A 24,004-nucleotide genomic window follows, 5' to 3' on the forward strand; every position below is an offset into this window, starting at 1 on the left:
ACGCTGCGCGGGGCTTTTTTGCGTCCTCTTCCTCCCCGCCGCGAAAAGCCCGGATTTTTCCGCCATTTGACCCTTGAAAAGCCCGGATTTTTTCAGTGTTTGACCCTTGGCAAGCCCGGTTCATCCCGTGCTATTCTGTATACTGAGAAGATCAGGCGAGGTCATTCATTGGCCCCGCCTTTTTTAGAACCGTCATCCGGTGCGCGCTGTTTTTAAAACAGGCGCGCCGGGGGCGGTTTTTGTTTTCCCCGGTTTATCTCTGAGCGAAAAGGAGGGTCACATATGCGTTATTCCTTTGATACCGACATCGCCGCCCGCTACGGGGTGGAAGAGGCCATTCTGCTGGATCACATCCGGTTCTGGTGCGACAAAAACCAGTCGAACCCGGACTGCCAAAAAGAGGGCCGCTGCTGGATGTACGCCAGCGCCGCCCGGCTGGCCGAGCATTTTTCCTTCTGGAGCGTGTCCCAGATCCGCCGTCTTTTAAAAAGCCTGGTGCGGCAGGGTGCGCTTTTAGAGGGCCGCTTCGGCCGTTTCGCCTTTGACCGCACCCTGTGGTATGCAATCAGCGAATCCGCTGCTTCCATGCTTCAAAATCGTCACTTGCAACAAACGAATCCGGAACATTCAAATGACGAATCCGAAAGAGCTATAAAAGATACCCAAAAAGATATCCAAGAAGATACCCAACACACATACACCGCCTGCGGCGGGCGTGTGCCTTCTCCCTCCTCTGAGAAATTGGGGAACGCGGAACCGAAAGCAGAGCCGAAGCCCGAACAGCTTTCAGCCGATACGACAGCCAGCTTTGAGCGGTTCTGGCAGGCCTATCCCCGCAAGGCAGACAAGCGGGCCGCCCTGCTGGCCTGGAAGGCGCTGCGGCCGGATGAATCCCTGGTAAACACCATGCTGGCGGCTTTGGCCGTCCAATGCGAAAGCGCCCCCTGGAAGGAAAGCGGCGGGCGGTATATCCCCCACCCGGCCCGCTGGCTGACCCACCGCCGCTGGGAAGATGCGGCCCCCACTGCCCAGGCGCAGAAGTACCGGATGCCCGCCTGGCTCCAGCAGACCAGCCGACCCTTTGACCCGAACACCGCCGTGGACTTTCTGGCCCCGCGCCGCCCTCGCCTTCTCAAGCGGCTGGATGCCTGACCGGCCCACGGCAAAAAGACAGCAAAAAAGCGAAGCGCATACACGCTTCGCTTTTGTTTTGAGCAAAACCAGGTTATTTCTTTTCCAGCTCGGCCTTCATCGCGGAAATCTTTTCGTGGATGACCGGCATCAGGGTACTGGATTCAATGTGCTGCGGGCAGATCCCCTCGCACTTGCGGCAGGCGCGGCAGGCGTCGGCCTGCTTTGCCAGGGACGCATATTTCTCCACGGTCACCGCGCGGGAATCGTTCACGGTCTGGTTGTAGATCTCGTAGATGCCGGGGATGTCCAGCCCGAAGGGGCAGGGCATGCAGTAGGCGCAGCCGGTGCAGGGCACCAGCGCCATCTTCTGGTATACGCTGCGGGTGTTAGCCAGCATTTCCAGCTGGGCCTGGCCCAGCATGCCGATGGAGGAGCGGGATGCATATTCCAGATTCTGCTCCACCATCTCCTCGCTGCCCATGCCGCTGAGCACCACCGACACCTCCGGGCGGTTCCACAAGAAGTCCAGCGCCCACTCCACCGGGGTGCGGCTGCCGTCCAGAGTGTTCTTCACCTGCGGGCTCAGGTTTGCCAGCTTGCCGCCCAGCAGCGGCTCCATGATGACCACGCCCAGTCCCTTTTTGTGGGCGGCTTCCAGCCCGCGCAGGGTGGCCTGATTTTCCACGTCGATGTAGTTCATCTGAATCTGACAGAAATCCCACCCGTCAAAGCCGTTCAGAATTTCCAGGAAGGCGGCCTCGTTGTCGTGGAAGGAAAAGCCCAGATAGCGAATCTTCCCTTCCGCGCGGGCTTTTTGGGCCTTGGTCAGCAGGTCGAATTTCAGCACCTTGTTTTTCCAGCTGTCCAGGCTGAGGGCGTGCATCAGGTAAAAGTCGATGTGGTCGGTCTGCAGGCGCTCCAGCTGGTTGTTGAGGAAGAAGTCGAAATCCTCCTCCTTTTCCACCGAGAACACCGGCATTTTGGTGGCCAGGTTGACCTTTTCCCGGTAGCCGTCCCGCAGGGCCTTGCCCACCAGCGGCTCGCTGGCCTCGTGGTGATAAAAATAGGCGGTGTCGATGTAGTTCACGCCGCTGTCGATGGCGTGGCGGATCATGCCGATGGCCCGGGCCTCGTCGATGCAGTTGTCGGGCTGCCCTTCCAGAACCGGCATGCGCATGCAGCCAAAGCCCAGCGCGGAAACCTCCACACCGGTATTTCCCATTTTGCGGTACTGCATAGTGAAAAACTCCTCTCGCTTTTCCGTGAAGGCGCAGGCCGGTCCACGGATGATGGTTTCATACTGTTTATAGCACGAAGCAAAGCGGCTGTCAAAGCGCACCGGCACAAAAAAGGGTGCCGATGAAACCATCAGCACCCTTTGGCCGGTGTGGCCGGTATACACTTGGGGGTCTTGCAGCACGGGCCCGCTCAGGCCGCGCTGACGGTGATGCCGATTTCATCCACCGTGTAGCGCCGCCATTTGCCGGAGGTGCTGCCCTTCGGCTCGCTGCCCAGGCAGAGCTCCAGCTCCATGGACGCTGCGTTTTCCGGGTTGGAGTGGGTCACCAGCTGACCGGTTGCGTCCCGGTAATCGATGGTGAAGGTCTGGTACTGGCTCACCTTCCCGGTGAAGGCCAGGCCGAACTCCGGGTTGGGGGCCTGGCTGTCCCGGTAGTAGAGATTCAGATACACTTCGCCCCCGGCCAGACTCACGCCCTCGGGGGGCTGAATCTGCAATGCCACCAGCTCCTGGGTGCGGCCGTCCAGCTCCAGCGAGCCCTGGGCGCGTACCCGGCCCGCCGGGTAGCCCTTGCCGCCCAGCGTTTCGATGGGCATGGGGGTGGGCGTGGGGCTGAGCGTGGACTGGCTGGCCACCCAGTTCTCATACTGCTGCTCGGCCTCATCCGCCCGCGCCTGCTGGTCGGCTTCCGGGCGGATGGGGGTGGGGGTAGGCGCAAGCGGTGTGCCGGACAGGCCCAGCCGGAACTGCACCCAGCCGCCCAGCACCGTGTTCTTTGCCTCCATCTTCCAATCGGACCCGGACATGGTTTCGGCGTCCACCGTCGCCTGCTGGCCGGGCTGCCAGCCCTGGCTCACGAAGGCATCCGGCAGACCGGCGGACACGATGGTCCAGCTGCCCCGGCTCTCGTTGTAGCGCAGCAGGCGCAGCTCCCACTCGCCGACTTCGGCGGTTTCGGGGATGGTCACGGTGAGGGAACCGCCCTGGCTGTACTGGAGATTCTCCACCAGTGTGTCCAGCCGCTGCTGGAATTCCTCGGTCTGCGCCGGTTCCACGTTGTAGAACTCATAATCCGCCTGGGGGGCGGCGCTGCCCGGGTCGCCGGGCGCAGGGATCACCGTGGGCAGCGGCTGGGCCGATGCGGGCAGCCAGATCTTCTGCTCCTCGCGGGTGGTTTTGTCCCGCAGCAAGAGCACCGGCTGAACATTGCCCCGGCCCGCGCCGTTCACGGTGATGGTATCGCCCGGCTGCCAGGTCTGGCCGGTGAACAGCCCCTGCTCGTCGCTGACCATGGTGATGTCGGCGCTGCTGCGGTTCAGCTTCAGGCGAATTCCCCGCTCACCCCAGCTGATTTCCGAGAACATGAAGGTGCTCCCGTTGGCCCAGCCGAAGCGCAGCTCCACCTCGTTGGGGGAAAGGTCCGCCGGAATGGTGAAGGTGAAGTTCTGCTCCTGCCAGATGCAGCTGGCCCACAGTTGCTCCAGCGCCTGCTGGCGCCCGGTTTGCTCCCGCTCGGAGGCCGGATATTCGGCGATCAGCTCCGCGTCGGTTCTGGTCCGGATGCTCTGGTGAGCGGTTTGGTCGCCGTAGATGCCGGTTGCCATCGAGAACACGTCATGCACCGCGATGGCCATATTCCCGGTCAGCACATCCTGGCCGGGCTCATTGCTCAGCCGGGCAATCAGGGTGACCGGGCCGTCGGTCAGGCAGTCGGCGGGCACAAGATAGCTCTGGCCCGGCTGCCAGTCCTGGCTGGTGAACACCTCCGGCAGGCCCTGGGTGAGGGGCTCGCCCTCGCCGCCGTCCAGCCGCCAGAGGGTGAGATGCCAGTCCTCCCCGGTCCAGCCCGCGACGGCTGGGATGGTGAACCGGATGCCGCCCTCCGCCGACTGCAGGCTGCCCACCAGCTGCTGCAGCACATCGTCCTGTATCGACGCAGTGGCCGACTCGGGGGTATTGTATTCGGGGGGCTCCTCCGGCTGAGCCGAGAGCTCGCCGCTCCGCCAGTCGTACCAGACCGACTCGCCGTTCGACTGGTAGAGATGCACCTCCAGCAGCTGCACGGTGTCGTCGGCGGTGGGGCGGGCGTAGTCTCCCATGCTGCCGTCCGCAAATTGTGCGATCACCTGAATGGGCTGCCGGTTGGACAGCCGCCCCTCGTAATGCAGGGTGTTTTCGGCGGTGTTGTCCCGGTTGCTGTTCCAGTAATAGAGCTTGAACCAGCCCTGACCGTCCCGCAGGCTCTCGCCCTCAGGGGCCGCGCTGGCCTGCACCAGAATGATCTCCTGGGTGCCGCTCTCCTGCTGCCAGCTCACGCGGCGGCGCACGGTCTCGCCCTCGCCGATCAGCTCGTCGGCGCTGGCGATGGTCTTTTCTCTCGCTCCGGTAAAGGTGCAGGCGGTGAGCAGCACCACGCCCGCCAGCGTCAGGGCAATGGCGGCTCGGCGGGGCTTTTTCGCGGTGACAATGGCCTTTAACCGCTGCTGCATGGAATGGGCGGTGCCGCTCATGGAGGTGGCGGCCAGCAGCGCAGTGCCCGGCGCGCGCCGGGGGATCAGCTCCACCAGGCAGCGGCCGTAGTCCCGCCGCCGGTCCTCTTCCATGGACGCGGTGACCGCCTCGTCACAGGCAAGCTCACAGTCCCGTTTGGAGGCTGCCGCCGCCCACCAGACCAGCGGGTCGAACCAGTACGCCGCCAGAACAAAGCAGCGCAGCGCGCCCCAGAGGTGGTCTTTGTGGCGGTGGTGGACCTTCTCGTGGGCCAGCACGAACTCCAGCCGGTCGGGACTTTCCAGCGCCGCCGGGTTCAGATAGATGGCCGGATGAAGCAGCCCATGCAGGCAGGGACTGGCCAGATCATGGCAGAGGTAGACCGGCAGGCCGCCGGTGCGTTCCGGGTCCAGATCCAGCAGACAACGCTCCCGCCGCAGCTGCAGCGAAAACCGCAGATTGGCCCAGAGCATCGCCCCACCGGTGAGCAGCGCGCCCGCCGCCCAGACCACAGGCAGCAGCGCCGCCGGGTTCAGCGACCATTCCGGGTGCTGTGGGGCGGATGCGGCGGCATCCGAATCGCCGCCGGAAAGACTCGCCTGGGTGCCGCCGGTGGCGGGCTGGGCCAGGTCGGTTTCCGGGGCGGTATCGGTTTCATTTTGCATGACCGTATCCACCGGGGCGGGCAGTGCTTCGCCCCGCTCCGGCTGCGCCGAAGCCATCAGGCTGACCTGCGCGGTGTCCGGCAGGGCGTTCAGCACGCTGGCCCGGCTCTGGGGCAGGCTGACCGGCAGCAGCAGCCGCAGCAGCACCAGGCCCCACAGGGCATACTGCATCCGGCGGCTGATGCGCCCGGCCAGCAGCGCCCGCGCCGCCAGCACCGCCAGAATCAGCAGGCTGGAGGTGATGAGCAGTTCCATCTTGTTCCCCTCTTTCTTTACTCAAATTCCACCGACAGGGTGGTGTTCCACAGGGTGTTGGTGGCGTCCAGCCGGTAGTGGCCGCCTTCCGGCAGGTCTGCGCCCTTCAGGGTGACCGTCTCGCCGGGCTGAGGTTCCGCGTCCGGCAGCAGGGCGGACCGGGTGACCCAGCTGTCCCGTTCCGGATTCCGCTGGCTCAGCTCCAGCGTCCACTCGCCGGGTTCGGCGGTTTCGGGAATGGTCACGGTGAAATCCCGGGTGTCCGGGTCCCACCGAACGGTCTCGGAAAGGGCGGTCATCGCCGCCTGATACTCCATCAGTGCGTCGCCGGTGGGGGCTTCCTCCTCACTCCGGGTGGAGAAAAGCGGCCCGGTCAGGCGCTGGTAGTCCGCCAGGGAGGTGATCGGAAGCGGCAGCATATCCTCTTTTTCCATCAGAAGCTGCAGCGAGGCGGTTCCCTCGTTGCCGGTGGGCAGGGCATCCAGCGGGATGGCGTATTCCTGCCCCGGCTCCCATTCGCCGCTGGCAAAGGGCTCCGGCAGGCCCTCGGTGATCTCAATTTCTCTGGTTTCTCCGGCGGGCAGATAACTCAGCGCCAGCCGCCAGTGTTCCGGCCGGTCCTTCAGCCCTTCCGGAAGGGTGAAGCGGAGGGCGTCGCCCTCCTGATGGATGCTGTTCGCCAGCTGGGTGTTCAGGTCCATCAGCTCCCAATCCGTCTGCATGGAGTCGAACGGCTCTTCGTTCTCAACTCTGCGGGTCTTGATGAGGGTCAGCGGCGCATCCCGGTTCAGATTGAACTGCAGCCAGGTGCCGTCGGGTTCCAGAAGCACCACATCCAGCGTTCGGATACCGGCCGGGTCCTCGCTGCCCTGGTACGGCTGCACCCGCACCACCCCGGACTCCGCATCCGGGTCAAGCGTCTCGTCGCTCCAGGTGGCCTCCAGCGAACCGTTGGCCACCGGCCCGGCGAATTGCAGATAGTTTTCCTGGGTTTCGGCGGCGCTGTCCCAGTAATAGACCTTCACGTACTCCTGGCCCTGGGCAAGGGGTTCGCCCTCCGGGGCCGGGGCCCGCGCCACCAGAAGCTCCTGCATCCGGTTCTCGTCGCCCAGGGCACAGAGCTTCCACTCGGTCTCGCCCTCGGCCAGAAAATCCCGGGCGCCGGTAACAGTCTTCTCGCTGGCCCCGGTGAAGGTGCAGGCGGTGAGCAGCACCGCACCCGCCGCCGTCAGGGCGATGGCCGCCCGGCGGGGCTTTTTCGCGGTGACAATGGCCTTTAACCGCTGCTGCATGGAACGAGCGCTGCCGCTCATGGAGGTGGCGGCAAGCAGGGCGGTGCCCGGTGCGCGCCGGGGAATCAGCTCCACCAGGCAGCGGCCGTAATCCCGCCGCCGGGCTTCTTCCATGGCGGCGGTGACCGCCTCGTCGCAGGCAAGCTCACAGTCCCGCTTGGAGACCGCCGCCGCCCACCAGACCAGCGGGTCGAACCAGTATGCCGCCAGAACAAGGCAGCGCAGCGCGCCCCAGATATGGTCTTTGTGGCGGTGGTGGGCCTTCTCATGGGCCAGCACGAATTCCAGCCGCTCCCGGCTTTCCAGCGCCGCCGGGTTCAGATAGATGGCCGGATGAAGCAGCCCGTGCAGGCAGGGGCTGGCCAGATCGTGGCAGAGGTAAACCGGCAGGCCGCCGGTGACTTCGGGCGCAAGGTCCAGCTGGCACCGCTCCCGCCGCAGCCGCAGCGAAAACCGCAGGTTGGCCCAGAGCAGCGCCCCGCCGGTGAGCACAGCGCCCGCCGCCCAGACCAGGGGCAGCAGCGCCGCCGGGTTCAGCGACCATTCCGGGTGCTGTGCGCCGGATACGGCGTTGTTGGTGATTTCAGCAAGGCCCGCCTGCATCTCGCCAGTTATGGCGGTGCCGGTCTGCGTCTCGGTGCCCACCGGGACGGGCAGCGTCTCGCCCCGCTCCGGCTGCGCCGAAGCCATCAGGCTGACCTGCGCGGTGTCCGGCAGGGCGTTCAGCACGCTGGCCCGGCTCTGGGGCAGGCTGACTGGCAGCAGCAGCCGCAGCAGCACCAGGCCCCACAGGGCGTACTGCATCCGGCGGCTGATCCGCCCGGCCAGCAGCGCCCGCGCCGCCAGCACAGCCAGAATCAACAGGCTGGAGGTGATGAGCAGTTCACGCATGGGATCACTCTCCTTTTTCTCCGGGGGCCTCTTCCAGAATCTTCAGCAGCTGGGCGCGCTCGGTTTCGCTGATGCCCTTCTGCTCCACAAAGGCGTTGACCAGAAGGCCCAGGCTGCCGCCGTAGATGCGGTCCAGCAGGCTCTCGGTCTCCCGCAGGGCCACCCCGGCCTTTTCCACCGCCGGGTAATACTCCTTGGCCCGGCCGCCCTCCTCGTGGCGCACCGCGCCCTTGGCCTCCAGCCGGTTGAGCATGGTGATGACGGTGTGCTTGGACCAGCCGGTCTCCTCGGCCAGATCGGCCACCAGCTGGGTGATGGTGCGGGGGGCGTTTTGCCACAGCTGATTCATCAGCTTCCACTCCCCGGCAGACAGTTCCACGTTCATATTTCTTCCTCCCCTCGAAAAAGGTAGTCTCTTGTCTACCTTAAGCATAGCAGACAGGTAGACAGCTGTCAACCAAAATTTAAAAATTCCCTTTCCCTCCGCCCGCCGGACGCAAAAAAGCGCCCGTGCCCCGGCGTTTTCGCCAAAGCACGAGCGCTTTCTTTATTCAGTTTTCCGCAGCAGGGAACCGCTCAGGCCATCAGCCCCGGCCCGCGCCGCCGCCCCGGGAGCCGCCGCCCCCGAAGCCGCCGAAGCCTCCGCCTCCGCCGCCAAAACCACCGCCGCCGAAGCCGCCTCCGCCAAAGCCGCCGGGGCCGCCGAAGCCGCCGCCGAAACCGCCCGGTGGGGGCCGATGGTAGGGCCGGTGATAATAGCGGGGACGGCTGTAGCCGCCCAGGAACAGGGGCCAGAACACCACGTCACGGCCACCGCCGCCGCCACCACCGCCGCCGCCACGGCCGCCGCGGCTGCTCAGGGCAATGGCCACCACGATCAGCACCACGGTGACGATCAGGATCAGCATGGTTTCGGCATTGTCGTCGTTTTCCACCGGTTTGGGCTGGGGCTGCCCCTCGCCCGGAGTGATGCCGTACAGGCTGCACAACTCGCTGTACACAGCGCCGGTGAACTCGGTCACGCAGGCGTCATAGTCGCCCTTGGCAAAGCCGGGCTCGGCGTAGTCGTTCAGCAGGCTTTTCAGCCGGCTGTAGGTGATTTCGCCCTCAAGGCCGGTGCCCAGGGTGCAGTAGTAGTTCTGATCGCCGGTCACCAGCAGAAACAGCACGCCGTTTTGCTTTTTCTTGTCGCCGATGCCCCACTCGTTGAACACCTGCAGGGCGTAGTCGTCGATGCTCAAGTTCCCGGTGAAATCCACCGTGAGCACGCCGATCTGGGCCCCGGTGGAGGAAAGGGCGTTGTTGTAGCCGTCCACCGTGCTGATGGTTTCCTGGCTGAGTACGCCTGCCTGGTCCAGCACCGCGTGGCCGCTGGGTGCGGCGGGAATGTCGGCCGCGAAGGCCGGAAGGGCCAGCGCGGCCAGCAGAATGGCCGACAGCACAAGGCCGGTCAGCCGTCGTTTGATTGCCTGTTTCATGCAAAATACTCCGCTTCGTCCACGCCCCACAGCGCGCCGATCAGGCTGGCCGGGAAGGCGTTTCGGTCCTTGTTGAACTGCTCGGCTTCTTCGTTATAAGAGCTGTTGCGCAGGATGGTGCCCCGGCTCATAAACTCGGAATGCTGCTCGCTGAGCAGGTCCTTCTGGTCCGCGCTTGCCAGGGGCAGGGCCGCGTCGTACAACGCCTCCACCGCAGCGTCCAGCGTCTCGTTGGCCGCGTAGGTATCCGCCGGGCCCAGGGGGGCGCTCAGCGCGTTCACCGCCTCCTCGGCGGCGGCGAGCAGAGTCTGGTCCACCCCGGTGATCTTCTTCGCCACCGTCACCACGTTGGCGGCGGCGCTCACCCGCTGGTCCAGGTCGGCGGTGATGCTGTATTTGCCGGTGGTAAAGCCCGCCATGGTACCCGAATAATACCCGGCCAGCTTGGCCCCGCCGACGCCGAACACGCTCACCGCCAGCAGCACCAGCGCCGCGGCCTGGGGCACGCCGGTCTTTTTCAGCACGGCGGGCAGGTTTTGTTCCAGCTTTGCCAATTGTTTCATCTGTTAGTGCAACTCCATCAGCTTTTGTTTCAGCTCGCCCTCGATGCGGCCCAGCTCCTGCTCGGCGGCGGCGCGCTTCTGCTTGCCCTCGGTCTGGATCTTGGCCAGCTCGTCCAGGGTCTCGATCAGGCTCTTGTTGGTCTGCTGCAGGGTCTCGATGTCCACAATGCCCCGCTCGGACTCCTTCGCCGTGTCGATGGTACCCTGCTTGAGGGCGGCGGCGTTCTTTTTCAGCAGCTCGTTGGTCATGTCGCTCACGGCGCGCTGGGCGTCGATGGCCTGACGGGAATGGGCCAGGCCCAGGGCCAGCACCATCTGGCTCTTCCACAGGGGGATGGTGTTCACGATGCTGGTCTGGATCTTCTCCGCCATCATGGTGTCGTTGTTCTGGAGCAGCCGGATCTGGGGGCCCATCTGGATGGAGATGGTGCGGGTGAGCTGCAGGTCATACAGCTTTTTCTCGAACCGGTCGCACATGTCAGAAAGGTCGCGGGCCGCCTGGGCGTCCTCGGGCAGACCGCTGGCCTTGGCCTTGTCCATGGCCTGCTTCAGGTCGGTTTCCCGCACCTGGGCCAGCTTCTTCTTGCCGGCCAGAATGTACATGGTCAGCTCTTTGAAGTAGAGCATGTTCATCTGGTACATCTTGTCCATGAGGGCGATGTCCTTGAGCAGCTGCACCTGATGGGCCTCCAGCATGGCCTCGATGCGCTCCACGTTGGTTTCGGCCTTGGCGTACTTGGTCTTCATCTGGTCGATGTTGTTGCCCGCCTTCTTGAAGAAGCCGAAGATGCCCTTGGACTCCTCTTCCTCGGCGTCGAAGTTTTTCAGCTCGCCCACAAGGCTTGCCAGGGCTTCGCCCACCTCGCCCAGGTCCTTGGTGCGGACTTTATCCAGAGCAGCTTCGCTGAAGTCGCCCACCTTTTTCTGGGTGGCCGCGCCGTACTGCAGCACCATCTGGCTGTTGGTCACGTCGATCTTATTGGCGAATTCCTCCACCATCTTCTGCTCCTCGGGGCTCAGCTTGGCGGCTTCCTCGGCCAGCGGGTCCGGCGCGGGGGCGGGCTCGGGCTTGGCTTCCTCCTTGGGCTGCTCCACCTCCAGCGTAAGGCTGGGCATGGCGGTGGCGTCAAAGCTGTCGAAATTCAGTTCGGGGGTCATCTTGTTGTCGTCCATCTTGATTGCTTCCTTTCTGTTCTGGCAATGCCGCATCCTTCACGCCGGTCACGCCGGTCGGCTGGCTGCGGAGTCGCCGTTTAGTCCACAAGGCCCTGGCCCTTCAGCATGCCGTTCAGCACTTCCAGGTCGGTGCTGATGTCCAGTGCATCCCTTGCGAACAGGCTGTCCAGCTGATTTTCAAAAGCGGTGGCGATGGTCTGGGCGTTCTGAGCAACCTCGGCCCGCACCCCGGCCGCGTTCTCGCCCTGCACGCCCTTCTCTTCCAGCTCGGCGTAAAGGGTGAGGATCTTCACCGCGTCCTGCAGATAGTAATTGGCGAACCGCCGCACCTGGGCGGCCTTTTCCGGGTGCTGCTCCACCTCGCTGAGAATGCCGAGGCAGGCCTTTTCCATCCGGTCCATGGCGGCGCTCAAGGGTTCGTCCTCGATGCGCACGTTGAGCTGGTGCAGCTCCTTGCGCTTTGCGTCGATGAGGGCCAGCATCTGGTCGGCGTCCTCCTGGCCGGTCATGAAGGGCACCTCCTTGCGACTGACCACATCCGGGCAGATGCGCCGGGCGGCAAAAAAGCCCGCCACCGAAAGCACCGCCACCACCGCCAGCGCCCACAGCTGATAGATGGGCAGCACCAGCGCGCCCACCAGCCAGACAAGCCCGGCGAAATACCAGGGCAGCACCGACTTGCGGCGTACCTCGATCCATTTGCTCATACTTGTTACCTCCAACACCGCGCCAAAAGCGTGCTGTATCTTTATTCTTTTATGATACCAACCGCACCCCGAAAAATCAATGAACAGGGTGTTAAACCTCTTTAGCAAGCAAAAGTATTTTCCGCCCCGTTCACCCGAGAAACGGCCCCAGCGCCGCGCCCCAGGCGGCGGCCAGCCTGTCCGGGCTCCAGGCCGCGTTGGCCGGGCTGGTGCTGGGCAGCTTTACCGCAGGAATGCCGCTCACCGGCTGCAAAAACCGGCCGTACAGCGTGTACGCCGCCGCCCCGTTGCAGAACACCGCCTCGATGGGCGAAGAAGCCAGCACCCGTTTCAGATCCACCGGCACCGGGTCGCGGATGGTGGCATCCTGCGCGCCCTCGATGGTGCAGTGCTCCAGCACATCCCAGAGGGCCAGACCGTGGGTCAAAATCAGGGCTTTCTTTTCCTCCGCCGTGCCGGGCGTTTCGCACCTGCACAGCCTTGCCAGCAGCGGCCAGAACCGGTTGCGGGGGTGGCCGTAGTAAAAGCCCTCCTCCCAGCTTTTGGGGCTGGGCCAGCTGCCCAGAATCAGCGCCCGGCTGCCGGGGCCATACACCGGTTCAAAGCTCATGGAATTTCCCCCTTACTTCAAAAACAGCTCTTCCAGAACCTGACGCACGCCCTCTTCCTGCACGCCGGGGGCGATGTGCTTGGCGGCGGCCTTGGCCTTTTCCGAGCCGCTGCCCATGCAATACGAGCAGCCCGCCAGGCCCATCATGGCCACGTCGTTGTCGTTGTCGCCCACGAAGACCAGCTCCTCCGGCTTCCAGCCGGTGAGCTTCATCAGCCGCTCCATTCCCTTGGTTTTGTCCACGTCCGCCTGCATCACGTCGTAATAGCCGGGGCGGTAGGGCACGAACTTCAGGCCCAGATAGCCGTACCGCTCCTGGAAGGCGTCCACCTTTTCCGGCGGCAGGATGGCAAAAGCCCCGCAGGGCATGCTTTCCAGATGGCGGTCCTGGTCCTCGCCGTCCGCCACGTACTCCCCGTGGCCGGTGGCGCTCTGGTAAAAGTCCTTCATTGCCTTGTATTCCACATACACGTAGTACTTATCCCCGAAGCAGAAGGCCAGCGGATAATCGAAGTCCTCGAAGAAGTCCACCAGGGCGTACATCTCCTCGGCGGTCATGTCCTGGCTGGACAGCAGGCGGCCCTGCCCGTCCAGCAGCTGGGCGCCGTTGGCGCAGATCAGATAATCCGGGCGTATGCCGCCCAGAATGGCGGGTTCCACCGCAAAGCTGGTGCGCCCGCTGGCGATGACCACCTTCACACCCTGCTTCTGCACCGCCTTCACCGCCGCGGCCACCGCCGGGCGGGCGCTGGGCTCGCCGTGAGCCACCAGAGTGCCGTCCACATCCAGAACGATTGCTTTATACTGCATACTTCAAAATTCCCCTCTTACTGTTGTTACGCACCTCATGAACCGGTTCGTTTGATTCTGATTGTATTATAGGGCATTTGCCCGCCGGGGACAAGGCTGGCGGCGGGCCGGTCCGGCCCGAAATTCCACTCTTTACTTCCCATCGCTTTATTTGTATAATGTGATACAGCACTTTGTTTAAAGGGGGAACGCCCCATGAAAGGGGAATATAAGGCAGGCCTTGCGGACGGGCTTGCCATCGGCATCGGTTATTTTTCGGTGAGCTTCACCTTCGGTATTCTGGCGGTAAAGGGCGGGCTTTCGGCGCTGACGGCCGGGCTCATCAGCCTGACCAATCTGACCAGTGCCGGGCAGTTCGCCGGGCTCACGGTGATCCTGGCCCACGGCTCGCTGGTGGAGCTGGCGCTCACCCAGCTGGTGATCAACCTGCGCTACGCGCTGATGAGCCTTTCGCTGAGCCAGCGGCTGGGGCCGGAGTTCACCACCCGGCGGCGGATGACCATTGCCTTTGCCAACACGGATGAGATTTTTGCGGTGGCCATGGGGCGCAAGGCCCCGCTGACCCCGGCCTATATGTACGGCCTTGCCACCCTGCCCATTCTGGGCTGGACCCTGGGCACCCTGAGCGGCGCGGTGGCCAGCGGTTTACTCAACGCGGCGGTGCGCAGCGCGCTGGGCGTGGCGCTCTACAGCATGTTCGTGGCCATTGTGGTACCGCCCATGCGCCAGCTGAAAAGCGTGCGCATCGTGGTGGCGGCGGCGGTCATCGTCAGCTGCCTGATCGCCTGGGTGCCGCTGTTCAAGTTCATCTCCAGCGGCTTTGCCATTATCCTGAGCACGCTGGCGGCGGCCGCGCTGGGTGCCTGGCTGTTCCCGGTGGACCTGGCCGACGAGCAGCCCGCAGAGAAACAGGAGGCAAGCGCATGAGTCTTTTCTGGTATTTGCTGGTCATGGCGGGTGTGACCTATCTCATCCGCATGCTGCCGCTGACGCTGCTGCAAAAGAAGATTCAAAACCGGCGGCTGCGGTCCTTTTTGTTCTATGTGCCCTACGCCTGCCTGGCGGCCATGACCTTCCCGGCCATCCTCTCGGCCACCGAAAGCCCGATCAGCGCCTTCGCGGCCCTGGTGGTTGCGGTGGCGGTGGGCTTCGCCGGGCGGGGCCTGGTCACGGTAGCCGCCTGCGCCTGCGTGACCGTGTTCGTGGTGGAGCGGCTGCTGGCGCTGCTGTGACCGTTTTCAGACAAAAAAAGAAAACCGTGGAAGCCGGAAAAGGACCGGCTCCACGGTTTTTTCTTTTTAAAATATTACAAAAGCTTGGCCCACTCCTCGGCCTTGAAGCCGGGGAACACGCCCTTGTCGGTGACCAGAATCGGCCGCTTGACCAGCATGCCGTCGGTGGCCAGCAGGTCGAAGACCTCCGCGTCGGTTATGGCGGGCAGCTTATCCTTCAGGCCCATGGACTTATAAAGCAGGCCGCTGGTGTTCACGAACTTTTTCACCGGCAGGCCGCTTTTGGCCTGCCAGGCAGCCAGCTCGGCGGCGGTGGGGTTTTCCTCTTTGATGGGGCGGGCGGTGTAGGCAGCGCCCTGCTCGTCCAGCCACTTTTTCGCCTTCTGGCAGGTGGTGCATTTGTCGTAGCAGATGAAGGTGGTCATGGTATCTCCTCCTTTTTGATCAAAACGGGAACTCTTCCTCCGGGGGCAGCTCCACTTCCTCTTCGAAGATGAACTTCTCCACCGCCAGGCCCACGCCGTCGTGGTCGTTGTCGGCGGTGACCCAGGTGGCCTCCTGCTTGACCTGCGGCACCGCGTTGCCCATGGCGATGCCCACGCCCGCCAGCCGGATCATGGAAATATCGTTCCAGCCGTCGCCGCAGGCCATCAGGTTTTCCTCGGTCAGGCCCAGGATGGTCAGCAGCGCCCGCAGGCTCTGGGCCTTCTCCACACCCAGAGGCATGATCTCCAGAAAGAACGGCATGCTCTTATAAATCGAGAGCTTGCCCGCGAACTTCTGCTGCATGAGCTCCTCCACGTGGACCATCCGGTCCGGCTCGGCGGTGACCAGCAGCTTGTTCACGTCGTAGTTGATGTAGCTGCCCAGGTCCTCCACCCGGGAGGCGGGAATGCGGTTGATGGTGCACTCGATCTGCACATACTCATCGTCGGGGTGCTCGCTGACCACGCCCTCGTCGTTGTAGCTCAGGGCCACCGCGCCCGCGGCCCGGGCCTCGTCGCACACAGGCTTGATCAGGTCCAGCGGGAAGGCCTCCTGGGCCACCACCTTGCCGGTGGCGCAGTCCAGAATGCAGCCGCCGTTGTAGCTCAGGATGTAGCCGCCCAGCTTTTCCAGCTGCAGCTGACGGGCCAGAGGCCAGATGCCCACGGTGGGCCGGCCGCTGGCCAGCACGATGCGCACGCCCGCGGCGGCTGCCCGCTGCAGCGCCTCCAGGGTGCGGGGGCTGATCTCCTTTTTGGTATTGGTCAGGGTGCCGTCCAAATCCAGCGCCAGTACTTTAATGGTATCGTTCATGGCAGTATCTCCTGTTGGTCAAAGCGGCCCGCCGCCCGGGCGGCGGGGGCCGGGAAATGTCTTGGGCAATGCCCTCACTTTTCCCATTGTAGCGAAAAGAAGTGCGCTTGAAAAGCCTTTTTGTCGCAATTTCGCGCCTTCCCTCTCCAAACTTTCGACCGCCGGGGGCCGATTTTCTGTGCCATCTGCCCGTGCCGGGGGCAAGGGTCAAAAAATTTTTGCCCTGCCCCATTGACATTTAACAAGCGTTTATCTATAATGAACATGCAACTTAACAACCGTTTATTATTATTGAACACTTACAGGAGGGACCCCTTATGATCGATGTACAGGCAGCCATTGCAGCAAACCCCGCTCTGGGCCGGGTGGCCCGCGCCGAAGAGACGGTCTGGATCAACCCGCTTTATCTGCCCGTGGAAATGACCGACGGACTGTGCCAGCTGGTGGTGCCGGACGCGGCCATCGACGATGCCGAGGCCCGGCTGGCCCGGTTTGCGCCCTTCATCCGCCGTCGCTTTCCGGAGACCGAGCCCACCGGTGGGCTGATCGAATCGCCTCTGGAGGACATCCCCCGCATGCAGCAGGCGCTGGAGCGGGAGTATCACTGCACCATCCCCGGCCGTCTGATGCTCAAGATGGACAGCCACCTGGCCATTGCGGGCTCGGTGAAGGCCCGGGGCGGCATCTACGAGGTGCTCAAGCACGCCGAGGATCTTGCCATCGCCGCGGGAAAGCTTTCCCTCACCGACGATTACGCCCGGCTGGACAGCGAGGAGATGCGCGCCTTCTTCCGTCAGTACACGGTACAGGTGGGCTCCACCGGCAACCTGGGCATGTCGATCGGCATCATGAGCGCGGCGCTGGGCTTCCAGGTGAAGGTGCACATGTCCGCCGAGGCCAAGCAGTGGAAGAAGGACCTGCTGCGCAGCCACGGCGTAGAGGTGCTGGAGTACAGCGGCGACTACTCCAAGGCAGTGGCCGAGGGCCGGGCCAACTCGGAACAGGACCCCATGAGCTATTTTGTGGACGATGAAAAATCCGTGGACCTGTTTCTGGGCTACGCGGTGGCGGCCCGCCGCCTGAAAAAGCAGCTGGACGACCGGGGCATCGTGGTGGATGCGGAGCATCCCCTGATCGTCTACCTGCCCACCGGCGTGGGCGGTGCGCCCGGCGGCATCACCTACGGGCTGAAGCGGCTGTTCAAAAATAATGTACACTGCTTTTTGGTGGAGCCCACCCAGTGCCCCTCGGTGCTGCTGGGCATGGCTACCAGGCAGTATGAAAAGGCCAACGTGCGCGACTTCGGCCTTTCCGGCAAAACCCATGCGGACGGCCTGGCCTGCGCCTCCCCCTCCAGCTTTGTGACCCGGGTGCTGGGCAACCTGGTGAGCGGCGACTTCACGGTGGCGGACGCGAAGCTCTACGACTACCTGCGCCTGCTGGATTCCAGCGAGGGCAAGCGGATCGAGCCCTCCAGCTGCGCGGCCTTCGCGGGCCCCCGCGGCCTGCTGACCTTGCCCGGCAGCCGGGATTACTGCGCCGCCCACGACCTGACCGAGCAGGTGCTCAATAACAGCGTGCAGATCGCCTGGGCCACCGGCGGCCGCCTGGTGCCCGCCGAAATCTGGGACCAGTACCTGGCCACCGTGCTGGACTGAGCGGCTTTTCCCCCGGGCGGGTTTGTGGTATAATCAGTTCTGTTACCAGCAGAACGGAGGGGACCCGGCATGGATGAAGAGCTGAATATTGGGCGGAAGGTGCAGCAGTTCCGCAAGCAGAGCGGGCTGAGCCTGCGGGAGCTGGCCGCCCGGGTGGAGCTGAGCCCCTCGATGCTGAGCCAGATCGAAAACGGCGCGGTGAACCCCTCCATCAATACCTTAAAGAACATTGCCCAGGCGCTGCGGGTGCCCCTGTTCCGCTTTTTCAAGGAGGAGCCCCCTGCCGAGCGGCTGATCGTGCGCCGGGGTGAGAACCGGATCATCGGCCATCCCGGCGAGGAGGTGCTGTACAAGCTGCTCACCCCCACCGCGGACTGCGCCATCGAGTTTTGCCTGATGGAGATTCCCGCCCACACCGCCTCTTCGGACATCGACCGGGAGCACACCGGCGAGGAGGTGGCCTATGTGATCAGCGGCCAGGTGGACCTGCATCTGCGGGGCAGCGTGTACCGGCTGGCCGCCGGGGATTCGGTGCAGATTCCCCCCGCCACGCCCCACCGGTGGGTGAACGACTCCGACGAGGAGCTGCGGGCCGTGTTCGCTGTCACCCCGCCCAGCTTTTAAACAAGACAAAACCGCCCTTTGCACAAAGGGCGGTTTTCTTGTTTCATAACATCAAGAAAAGGCCCGGTCCTCAAATGAGGACCGGGCCTTCGTGTTTGCAAAAATTACTGCTTTACGCCGCCGATGATGATGGTCTCGGGCTGCAGGGTCTCCTTGTTCAGGAGCAGCACGTCGGCGCGCTTGCCAACGGTGATGCTGCCCACCTCATCGAACAGGTTTGCGGCCTTGGCGGGGTTGATGGTGGCGGCCTTCAGAGCGGTCTCCAGGGGCACGCCGAACTTCACGGCGCGGCGGAAGCACTCGGCCAGGCAGGTGGCGCTGCCCGCGATGGTGCCGTCCTCCAGGGTGGCCTTGCCGTCGTTCATGAAGACTTTCTGGCCGCCCAGGCTGTACTCGCCGTTGGGCATACCGGCAGCACGCATGCTGTCGCTGATCAGGCAGACGCGGTCGTTGCCGAACATGGCGAAGACGGCGCGCACCACAGCGGGATGCAGGTGGATGCCGTCGCTGATGATCTCCACATGAGCGGCATCATCGGCAGCCGCGCCCACAACGCCGGGAGCGCGGTGGGTGAAGGCGGGCATGGCGTTGAACAGGTGGGTGGTGTGGGTAGCGCCCGCGGCGAAGCCGGCCTTGGCCTCCTCGTAGGTGGCGCAGGTGTGGGCGATGGACACGGTGCACAGCTTGCTGGCCTTGCGGATGAAGTACAGCGCGCCGGGCAGCTCGGGAGAAACGTCCACCAGACGGATGTTCTTGCCGGACTTCTCATACAGGCGCTGGAACATCTCGAGATCGGGGTCGATGATGTACTTCTCGGCCTGAGCGCCCTTCTTGGCCTTGTTGAAGAAGGGGCCTTCCATGTTCACGCCGCGCAGCACGGCGCCCTCGCCGTCCTGATAGAAGCGGGGCTTGGCAGCCTCGAACACATTGGTCAGAATCTCCTCGTCAAAAGCCATGGTGGTGCCCAGGAAGGTGGTAACGCCCTGGCTGCCCTCGTAGCGGCTCATCTTCACCACGTCCTCGGTGGTGGCGTCGCAGAAGTCGCTGCCGGCGGCGCCGTGGATGTGGATATCCACAAAGCCGGGGGTGACGTACTTACCGGTGGCGTCGATGACCTCGTCGCCCTCCAGGGTGCCGGCGGGAGCGATCTCCACAATGCGGTCGCCCTCCAGCTTGATGTCGGCCTGCATGAAGCGGCCCAGATCGGTGAAAATATGACCATTCTTGATAATCATATGAAATACTCTCCTTCCTGATGGAAAAATTCCGGTCGGTTCTAGCCTCATTATAGCGCAGCCGCCGGGCCGGAACAATCGGCAGCGGGCAAAATACGCAATTGTGCAAATTAAACAATAAAAACGCCCAAAGCGAGGGGCAAACTGGTTTGTTTCCATGCAGTTGTAAAGCAGCAAAAAATCCCCCGGACTACACAAAGTCCGAGGGATGTTGCAAAATCTTTTAAACGCCCAGCAGCTGCAGCACCATGCCGGTCACGGCGCCCGCGCCCCACAGAAGGCCGATGATGAACAGGTTCTGCTTCCAGCTTTTGTTGGCCTTCCACAGCACCACCAGGCCTACGCCCGCGCCGCTGCACAGGCCCGCCACCGCCGCGCCGAAGCTGATGGAGCCGCCCAGATACAGCTGGGTCAGCAGCACGCTGGCCGCGCAGTTGGGCACCAGACCGATGAGGGCCGCGAAGATGGGCTGGAACACGCCCAGGTTGGCCAAAAAGGCGGTGAAGACCTCCTCGCCCACCAGCTCCATCACAAAGCCGATGGCAAAGCTGAAGCCCAGGATATACAGGAAAATAATAAAGGTATGCCACAGCGCCGAGATAAAAATGCTCTGGCGCTCGGCGTGGTGCTCGTGGCAGTCCACCTCGTCGGCATGGCCGGTGTAGCCGCCCCGCAGCGAGGCGGGCACCAGGCGCACCAGCAGCACGTCCAGCACAAAGCCCGCCAGCAGCGCCACGCCGATCTTCACGGCGATGAGCAGCACCAGCCGGGGCCACTGGTCCGGTACGGCCAGCAGCATGGGAATGGCCTCGTCGCTGGTGGCCAGGAACACCGCCAGCAGGGTGCCCAGGCTGATCACCCGGCTGCCGTAGAAGTTGGCGGCCATGGCGGAAAAGCCGCACTGGGGCACGCAGCCCAGCACCGCGCCGGGCACAAAGCCCCAGTGGCCGCCGCCCTCCAGGGCATTCTCGATGCGGCTGCCGTGGAACCGCTCGATGTATTCGATCAATAAATAAGCAAGATACAAAAAGGGCAGCATGGGAATGCTGTCTTCAAAGGCATGCTCCAGGGCATGCAGCAGTTCGTGCATCATAAAAGCAATCTCTCTCCTTCCCCATCCGGCCGCCCGCAAACATCTGCGCCGGGCGGCAGCATTGACTAGTATAGCCGCATTTTGGCCCTGACACAATGCCCCCCCGCCCCATTCCGAGGCGCTTTTTTGCCGGTTTTTGTGATTTTGTGCAACAAATCAAAGGCCCGGCCCCGGTTTTCGTTTCCGGGCCGGGCGTTCTCGCTTGTTTTTTGTATGCGGAGAGTTGGTTCTTCCCTCCCGCTCAGCCGGTTTCCCGCAGGCTGGAAAGCCAGGCCTCCAGCTCCTTGCAGGCGCCCACGCTCATGTTGCCGTGGTCCTCCTCCAGCGCCGCCAGCTGCTCCAGCCGCCGGAAGAACTCCTCCTGCCCCACAAGCCGTTGTTTTCCGGCGCAGAGGGCCCGCGCCTGGTCCAGCATCCCGCGGGCGGTGGGCAGGCCGCACAGCGCCAGCAGCGCCTGCCTGTCCCCGGCGCTGAGGGCATCGGTGGGCGGCAGCTCCGGTTCGGGCTCCGGCTCGGGTTCCGGCTCCGGCTGGGCCGGGGCGGCGGGCTGCTGTTCCGGCTGCGGCTCGGGCTCCGGTGCGGGCGGGTCCTTGGGGCGGGTATTCCACCGGATCTCCTCCAGCAGGTCCACGATCTCGCCCACCGCATAGATCAGCCCGCTGGCCAGCGCCGCGCCGAAAAAGATCAGCACCGAAAGAAACGGGTCCAGCTCGATCATCACGAACAGCACCAGCAGCACGCCGCACACCGCGTTCACCACCGCGTAGGCCTTGAGAAAAGCCGCCACCTTGTTTTTTTGCATCTCTGCCGCCTCCTTTGCCAAAATCCGTCTGTTTGTGTTTATCCTATTGCGCAAAAAGGAAATTGTCAACCGTTTTTGGCAATTCTTTGGAGAAAACGCAGAAAACCGGCAGGCCGCGGGGCCTGCCGGTGCTTCGGTTTGCGAAAAAAAATTATTCCTGCCACTCCCGAGCTTTTTCCAGCAGGGCCTCGCGGGTGTTTTCCACCCGGCCCTCCACCACCTCGTGGAGCAGCCAGTCCAGCATGTTGCTCATGCTGGGGCCGGGCTTGGCCAGCCCTGCGGTGAGCAGGTTACCGCCGGTGATGGCCAGCTGGTCGGTGGCGTAGCAGCCCGCGTTCTTAATGGTATCGGCCAGAGTCTTTTCAAAGGCCTTCAGGTTTTCGCCCTTGGCGTGATGGCAGGAAACGTCCGCCCACCAGATGTGCACCAGGCTGTTCACCTGGCGGGGGCCCAGCAGGTTCAGCCAGCGGCGCACACTCACCTCGCCGGTGGCGGGGCGGATGCCATGGAACCGGATCAGCTGGCAGATGGTCTCGCGGCTGTTCCGGTCCACCTTCAGCCGGCGCAGGATGCAGTCGGCCAGCTGGGCGCTCACCTCGGCGTGGCCCTCAAAGGTGCTGTCGCCCTCTTTCAGGGTCTCGCGGCACCAGGGCTTGCCGATGTCCCGCAGCAGCATGGCCCAGCGCACCTCGGGCAGGTCCGGCGCATAGGCCAGGGTATCGGCCGCGTGCTGCCACAGGTTCTGCTCCTCGCCGCCCCGCTTCTGGGTGAAGGTGAGGGCGGGCTCGATCTCCGGCATCACGTAGGCCAGCACCTCGCCGTTCTCCGCCGCCACCCGATGGGCCGCCTTGCCGCAGAGCAGCTGGGTCATCTCCCGGGCCATCCGCTCGCCGCTTACCCAGCGCAGCAGCGGCTTTTTGGCGTGGGCCGCGGCCAGGGTCTCTTCTTCAATGGAAAAATCCAGCGCCGAGGCAAACCGCAGCAGCCGCAGGATGCGCAGCGCGTCCTCGCTGAAACGCTGGACCGGGTCGCCCACACAGCGCAGCACGCCGTTCTTCAGATCGCCCTGGCCGCCGAAGGGGTCGATGACGGTGCCGTCCGGCCCCATGGCCATGGCGTTGATGGTGAAGTCCCGCCGGGCCAGGTCCTCCTCCAGGCTGTTCACGAAGGTGACCTCCTCGGGACGGCGGTGGTCCTCGTAGTCGCTTTCCGCCCGGTAGGTGGTGATCTCGTAGGTCTCGTTGCCCGCCAGCACAGTCACGGTACCGTGCTGGATGCCGGTCTCCAATACCTTATATGTACCGGCGAAGCACTCCTTCACCTGGTCCGGCCGGGCACTGGTACACAGGTCCCAGTCCTTGGGGTCCTTGCCCAGCAGGCTGTCGCGCACGCAGCCGCCCACGGCCCAGGCCTCGAAGCCCTGCTCGTTCAGCGCGCTGATCAGACTGGCCGCCATGGCGGGCATCACCGGCAGCTCGATCTGCCGCTCCCAGGCCAGACGTTCCACCAGGGCCACGTCCGCCGGGCAGAAGTTGTAGTCCTTCATCTCAGCGGGGGCCACCCAGCAGGCCTCCTCGTGCACCCGCACCTCCATCTCGCCGCCGGTCACCCGGCCGTTGAAGAAGGTGAAGTGGATGTCCTTATCCGGGTAGGAGTAATCCAGCGAGGCGTAGGCGGGCCCCAGGGTGATGTCCAGGCCCAGCTCCTCCTTGCATTCCCGCACGGCGGCCTGCTCGGGCCTTTCGCCCTCCTCCACCTTGCCGCCGGGGAACTCCCACAAAAAGGCGCAGCTGCCGCCCTCGCCCCGTTTACAGATCAGGATCTTTCCCGCCTCGTCGGTCAGGATCACCGCTGCCACATGGATCATATCACATTGCCTCCTTCTTGTTCCTCAAAGGCGCGCAGGCAGGCGGCAAAGCTGCCCACCGTATCGCCAAGGTCCACCCCGCAGCCCGTTTTCAGGCGGCTGGTGTCCATACTCAGATTCCGTTCAAATTCCGGCCACCGGTCCGTGTCCGGCCGCACCAGGGCCAGCACGTCCTCCCCCGCGCCCAGCAGCCCCAGGCATTCCAGGGCGGTGGCGTAGGTGTTCAGGCGGTTCTCCGCCCCCATGTTGTACACCCCGCCGGGCAGGGTGGCCATCTGCTCCATGGCCTCGATCACCGGCTGTACCCAGGTGATGCCCCGGTACTCCCGCAGGGCCATGGAAAGGGGCATCTTGCCTGCGGCGGCCCACCGCAGAATGCCCCAGAAGCCGGTGCTGCTTTTCAGCCCCGGCCGGTCAAAATCATACATCCAGCTGGCCCGCAGGCAGACCGCCTGGGGGCAGGTCTCCAGCACCCGCTGCTCGGCCTCCCACTTGTGGCGGCCGTACACGTTCACCGGGTCCAGGGGCGCATCCTCGGGCAGGGGGCCCAGCCTCCGGGTGCCGTTATACACCTGGTCCGAGCTGAAGAACACCAGCTTTGCTCCCAGCGCCGCACATTCCTTCGCCAGCGCCGCCGGGGCCTGCAGGTTCACCTCGAAGCTTTCCAGCGGGTGATTCTCGCAGTAGCCGGTGTCCGCCAGGGCGGCGGTGTGGATGACCAGCTCGGGCGCGGCGGCCTGCAAAGCCGCGTGCACCGCCTCGTGGTCGGTGAGGTCCAGTGCCTTGTGGTCCAGCGGGGTGATGTCCCACCGGTCCCGGTAATGGGCTGCGAGACGGCCGCCCACAAAGCCGGACGCACCGGTAATGACCACTCGTTTCATGA

General features: G+C 64.0%; 22 protein-coding genes. 5 read left to right on the forward strand and 17 right to left on the reverse strand.

Annotated elements, in window-relative coordinates; genetic code table 11:
• Window positions 1-282: 282 nt before the first annotated feature.
• Window positions 283-1,152 (forward strand): hypothetical protein, encoded by an 870-nt coding sequence (locus PH256_RS11445; protein WP_270914293.1) that lies wholly within the window; start codon window positions 283-285, stop codon window positions 1,150-1,152.
• A gap of 73 nt (window positions 1,153-1,225) precedes the next feature.
• Here the strand turns inward: PH256_RS11445 and PH256_RS11450 are convergent, their stop codons facing one another.
• The 10 genes from PH256_RS11450 to PH256_RS11495 form a co-directional block, all read right to left on the reverse strand.
• On the reverse strand, window positions 1,226-2,371 hold the full coding sequence (locus PH256_RS11450) for an aldo/keto reductase (protein WP_270914294.1): 1,146 nt from the start codon (window positions 2,369-2,371) through the stop codon (window positions 1,226-1,228).
• A gap of 191 nt (window positions 2,372-2,562) precedes the next feature.
• The gene (locus PH256_RS11455) at window positions 2,563-5,784 is read right to left on the reverse strand and encodes a M56 family metallopeptidase (RefSeq protein ID WP_270914295.1); all 3,222 of its coding nucleotides are present in this window, start codon (window positions 5,782-5,784) and stop codon (window positions 2,563-2,565) included.
• A 17-nt stretch (window positions 5,785-5,801) separates the two neighbouring features.
• Window positions 5,802-7,967, reverse strand: a complete 2,166-nt coding sequence (locus PH256_RS11460; protein WP_270914297.1) for a M56 family metallopeptidase — start codon at window positions 7,965-7,967, stop codon at window positions 5,802-5,804.
• Between the two features lie 4 nt (window positions 7,968-7,971).
• On the reverse strand, window positions 7,972-8,352 hold the full coding sequence (locus tag PH256_RS11465; RefSeq protein ID WP_270914298.1) for a BlaI/MecI/CopY family transcriptional regulator: 381 nt from the start codon (window positions 8,350-8,352) through the stop codon (window positions 7,972-7,974).
• A 199-nt stretch (window positions 8,353-8,551) separates the two neighbouring features.
• Window positions 8,552-9,445, reverse strand: coding sequence for a TPM domain-containing protein (locus tag PH256_RS11470; RefSeq protein ID WP_270914299.1), 894 nt, complete (start codon window positions 9,443-9,445; stop codon window positions 8,552-8,554).
• Window positions 9,442-10,008 carry a LemA family protein gene (locus PH256_RS11475; protein WP_270914301.1) on the reverse strand — a complete coding sequence of 189 codons (567 nt, stop codon included), beginning with the start codon at window positions 10,006-10,008 and terminating at the stop codon, window positions 9,442-9,444. Before PH256_RS11475 ends, PH256_RS11470 begins: the two co-directional genes overlap by 4 nt.
• A gap of 3 nt (window positions 10,009-10,011) precedes the next feature.
• Window positions 10,012-11,181 (reverse strand): toxic anion resistance protein, encoded by a 1,170-nt coding sequence (locus tag PH256_RS11480; RefSeq protein ID WP_087292985.1) that lies wholly within the window; start codon window positions 11,179-11,181, stop codon window positions 10,012-10,014.
• Window positions 11,182-11,261: 80 nt separating this feature from the next.
• Window positions 11,262-11,891 (reverse strand): 5-bromo-4-chloroindolyl phosphate hydrolysis family protein, encoded by a 630-nt coding sequence (locus tag PH256_RS11485; RefSeq protein ID WP_270914302.1) that lies wholly within the window; start codon window positions 11,889-11,891, stop codon window positions 11,262-11,264.
• Window positions 11,892-12,021: 130 nt separating this feature from the next.
• On the reverse strand, window positions 12,022-12,501 hold the full coding sequence (locus PH256_RS11490) for a DNA-deoxyinosine glycosylase (RefSeq protein ID WP_270914303.1): 480 nt from the start codon (window positions 12,499-12,501) through the stop codon (window positions 12,022-12,024).
• 12 nt (window positions 12,502-12,513) lie between these two features.
• A complete protein-coding gene (locus PH256_RS11495; RefSeq protein ID WP_270914304.1) occupies window positions 12,514-13,311 on the reverse strand; it encodes a Cof-type HAD-IIB family hydrolase in 798 nt (265 codons plus the stop codon).
• Between the two features lie 195 nt (window positions 13,312-13,506).
• On the opposite strand from PH256_RS11495, the gene PH256_RS11500 reads away from it, so the two are divergent.
• Window positions 13,507-14,238 (forward strand): AzlC family ABC transporter permease, encoded by a 732-nt coding sequence (locus tag PH256_RS11500; protein ID WP_270914305.1) that lies wholly within the window; start codon window positions 13,507-13,509, stop codon window positions 14,236-14,238.
• Window positions 14,235-14,543 carry an AzlD domain-containing protein gene (locus PH256_RS11505; RefSeq protein ID WP_058962706.1) on the forward strand — a complete coding sequence of 103 codons (309 nt, stop codon included), beginning with the start codon at window positions 14,235-14,237 and terminating at the stop codon, window positions 14,541-14,543. The genes PH256_RS11500 and PH256_RS11505 overlap by 4 nt, the downstream gene beginning before the upstream one ends.
• A gap of 74 nt (window positions 14,544-14,617) precedes the next feature.
• Here the strand turns inward: PH256_RS11505 and PH256_RS11510 are convergent, their stop codons facing one another.
• Together PH256_RS11510 and PH256_RS11515 are read right to left on the reverse strand one after the other, a co-directional pair.
• Window positions 14,618-14,968 (reverse strand): arsenate reductase family protein, encoded by a 351-nt coding sequence (locus PH256_RS11510; protein ID WP_270914306.1) that lies wholly within the window; start codon window positions 14,966-14,968, stop codon window positions 14,618-14,620.
• Window positions 14,969-14,987: 19 nt separating this feature from the next.
• Window positions 14,988-15,842 (reverse strand): Cof-type HAD-IIB family hydrolase, encoded by an 855-nt coding sequence (locus tag PH256_RS11515; RefSeq protein WP_270914307.1) that lies wholly within the window; start codon window positions 15,840-15,842, stop codon window positions 14,988-14,990.
• 317 nt (window positions 15,843-16,159) lie between these two features.
• On the opposite strand from PH256_RS11515, the gene PH256_RS11520 reads away from it, so the two are divergent.
• Entirely contained in the window at window positions 16,160-17,500 is a 1,341-nt protein-coding gene (locus tag PH256_RS11520; RefSeq protein ID WP_270914308.1) for a D-serine ammonia-lyase, read from the forward strand.
• A 69-nt stretch (window positions 17,501-17,569) separates the two neighbouring features.
• Entirely contained in the window at window positions 17,570-18,124 is a 555-nt protein-coding gene (locus tag PH256_RS11525) for a cupin domain-containing protein (RefSeq protein WP_270914309.1), read from the forward strand.
• Between the two features lie 104 nt (window positions 18,125-18,228).
• On the opposite strand, the gene nagA is transcribed toward PH256_RS11525, so the two are convergent.
• The 5 genes from nagA to PH256_RS11550 form a co-directional block, all read right to left on the reverse strand.
• On the reverse strand, window positions 18,229-19,359 hold the full coding sequence (gene nagA / locus PH256_RS11530; protein WP_270914310.1) for an N-acetylglucosamine-6-phosphate deacetylase: 1,131 nt from the start codon (window positions 19,357-19,359) through the stop codon (window positions 18,229-18,231).
• 223 nt (window positions 19,360-19,582) lie between these two features.
• Window positions 19,583-20,452, reverse strand: coding sequence for a putative manganese transporter (locus PH256_RS11535; protein WP_242956202.1), 870 nt, complete (start codon window positions 20,450-20,452; stop codon window positions 19,583-19,585).
• Window positions 20,453-20,693: 241 nt separating this feature from the next.
• Window positions 20,694-21,254, reverse strand: a complete 561-nt coding sequence (locus tag PH256_RS11540) for a hypothetical protein (protein WP_270914311.1) — start codon at window positions 21,252-21,254, stop codon at window positions 20,694-20,696.
• Between the two features lie 151 nt (window positions 21,255-21,405).
• A complete protein-coding gene (locus PH256_RS11545; protein ID WP_087185328.1) occupies window positions 21,406-23,121 on the reverse strand; it encodes a CCA tRNA nucleotidyltransferase in 1,716 nt (571 codons plus the stop codon).
• Window positions 23,118-24,002 (reverse strand): SDR family oxidoreductase, encoded by an 885-nt coding sequence (locus PH256_RS11550; protein ID WP_270914312.1) that lies wholly within the window; start codon window positions 24,000-24,002, stop codon window positions 23,118-23,120. Before PH256_RS11550 ends, PH256_RS11545 begins: the two co-directional genes overlap by 4 nt.
• Window positions 24,003-24,004 lie beyond the last annotated feature (2 nt).

Source organism: Allofournierella sp. CML151 (genome assembly GCF_027853465.1).
Lineage (GTDB): Bacteria > Bacillota > Clostridia > Oscillospirales > Ruminococcaceae > Allofournierella.

Excerpts from the sequence above, each read along its gene's own strand:
- PH256_RS11445 (WP_270914293.1), top strand. The coding sequence starts at position 283 with ATGCGTTATTCCTTTGATACCGACATCGCCGCCCGCTACGGGGTGGAA.
- PH256_RS11450 (WP_270914294.1), bottom strand. The coding sequence starts at position 2,371 with ATGCAGTACCGCAAAATGGGAAATACCGGTGTGGAGGTTTCCGCGCTG.
- PH256_RS11455 (WP_270914295.1), bottom strand. The coding sequence starts at position 5,784 with ATGGAACTGCTCATCACCTCCAGCCTGCTGATTCTGGCGGTGCTGGCG.
- PH256_RS11460 (WP_270914297.1), bottom strand. The coding sequence starts at position 7,967 with ATGCGTGAACTGCTCATCACCTCCAGCCTGTTGATTCTGGCTGTGCTG.
- PH256_RS11465 (WP_270914298.1), bottom strand. The coding sequence starts at position 8,352 with ATGAACGTGGAACTGTCTGCCGGGGAGTGGAAGCTGATGAATCAGCTG.
- PH256_RS11470 (WP_270914299.1), bottom strand. The coding sequence starts at position 9,445 with ATGAAACAGGCAATCAAACGACGGCTGACCGGCCTTGTGCTGTCGGCC.
- PH256_RS11475 (WP_270914301.1), bottom strand. The coding sequence starts at position 10,008 with ATGAAACAATTGGCAAAGCTGGAACAAAACCTGCCCGCCGTGCTGAAA.
- PH256_RS11480 (WP_087292985.1), bottom strand. The coding sequence starts at position 11,181 with ATGGACGACAACAAGATGACCCCCGAACTGAATTTCGACAGCTTTGAC.
- PH256_RS11485 (WP_270914302.1), bottom strand. The coding sequence starts at position 11,891 with ATGAGCAAATGGATCGAGGTACGCCGCAAGTCGGTGCTGCCCTGGTAT.
- PH256_RS11490 (WP_270914303.1), bottom strand. The coding sequence starts at position 12,501 with ATGAGCTTTGAACCGGTGTATGGCCCCGGCAGCCGGGCGCTGATTCTG.
- PH256_RS11495 (WP_270914304.1), bottom strand. The coding sequence starts at position 13,311 with ATGCAGTATAAAGCAATCGTTCTGGATGTGGACGGCACTCTGGTGGCT.
- PH256_RS11500 (WP_270914305.1), top strand. The coding sequence starts at position 13,507 with ATGAAAGGGGAATATAAGGCAGGCCTTGCGGACGGGCTTGCCATCGGC.
- PH256_RS11505 (WP_058962706.1), top strand. The coding sequence starts at position 14,235 with ATGAGTCTTTTCTGGTATTTGCTGGTCATGGCGGGTGTGACCTATCTC.
- PH256_RS11510 (WP_270914306.1), bottom strand. The coding sequence starts at position 14,968 with ATGACCACCTTCATCTGCTACGACAAATGCACCACCTGCCAGAAGGCG.
- PH256_RS11515 (WP_270914307.1), bottom strand. The coding sequence starts at position 15,842 with ATGAACGATACCATTAAAGTACTGGCGCTGGATTTGGACGGCACCCTG.
- PH256_RS11520 (WP_270914308.1), top strand. The coding sequence starts at position 16,160 with ATGATCGATGTACAGGCAGCCATTGCAGCAAACCCCGCTCTGGGCCGG.
- PH256_RS11525 (WP_270914309.1), top strand. The coding sequence starts at position 17,570 with ATGGATGAAGAGCTGAATATTGGGCGGAAGGTGCAGCAGTTCCGCAAG.
- nagA (WP_270914310.1), bottom strand. The coding sequence starts at position 19,359 with ATGATTATCAAGAATGGTCATATTTTCACCGATCTGGGCCGCTTCATG.
- PH256_RS11535 (WP_242956202.1), bottom strand. The coding sequence starts at position 20,452 with ATGATGCACGAACTGCTGCATGCCCTGGAGCATGCCTTTGAAGACAGC.
- PH256_RS11540 (WP_270914311.1), bottom strand. The coding sequence starts at position 21,254 with ATGCAAAAAAACAAGGTGGCGGCTTTTCTCAAGGCCTACGCGGTGGTG.
- PH256_RS11545 (WP_087185328.1), bottom strand. The coding sequence starts at position 23,121 with ATGATCCATGTGGCAGCGGTGATCCTGACCGACGAGGCGGGAAAGATC.
- PH256_RS11550 (WP_270914312.1), bottom strand. The coding sequence starts at position 24,002 with ATGAAACGAGTGGTCATTACCGGTGCGTCCGGCTTTGTGGGCGGCCGT.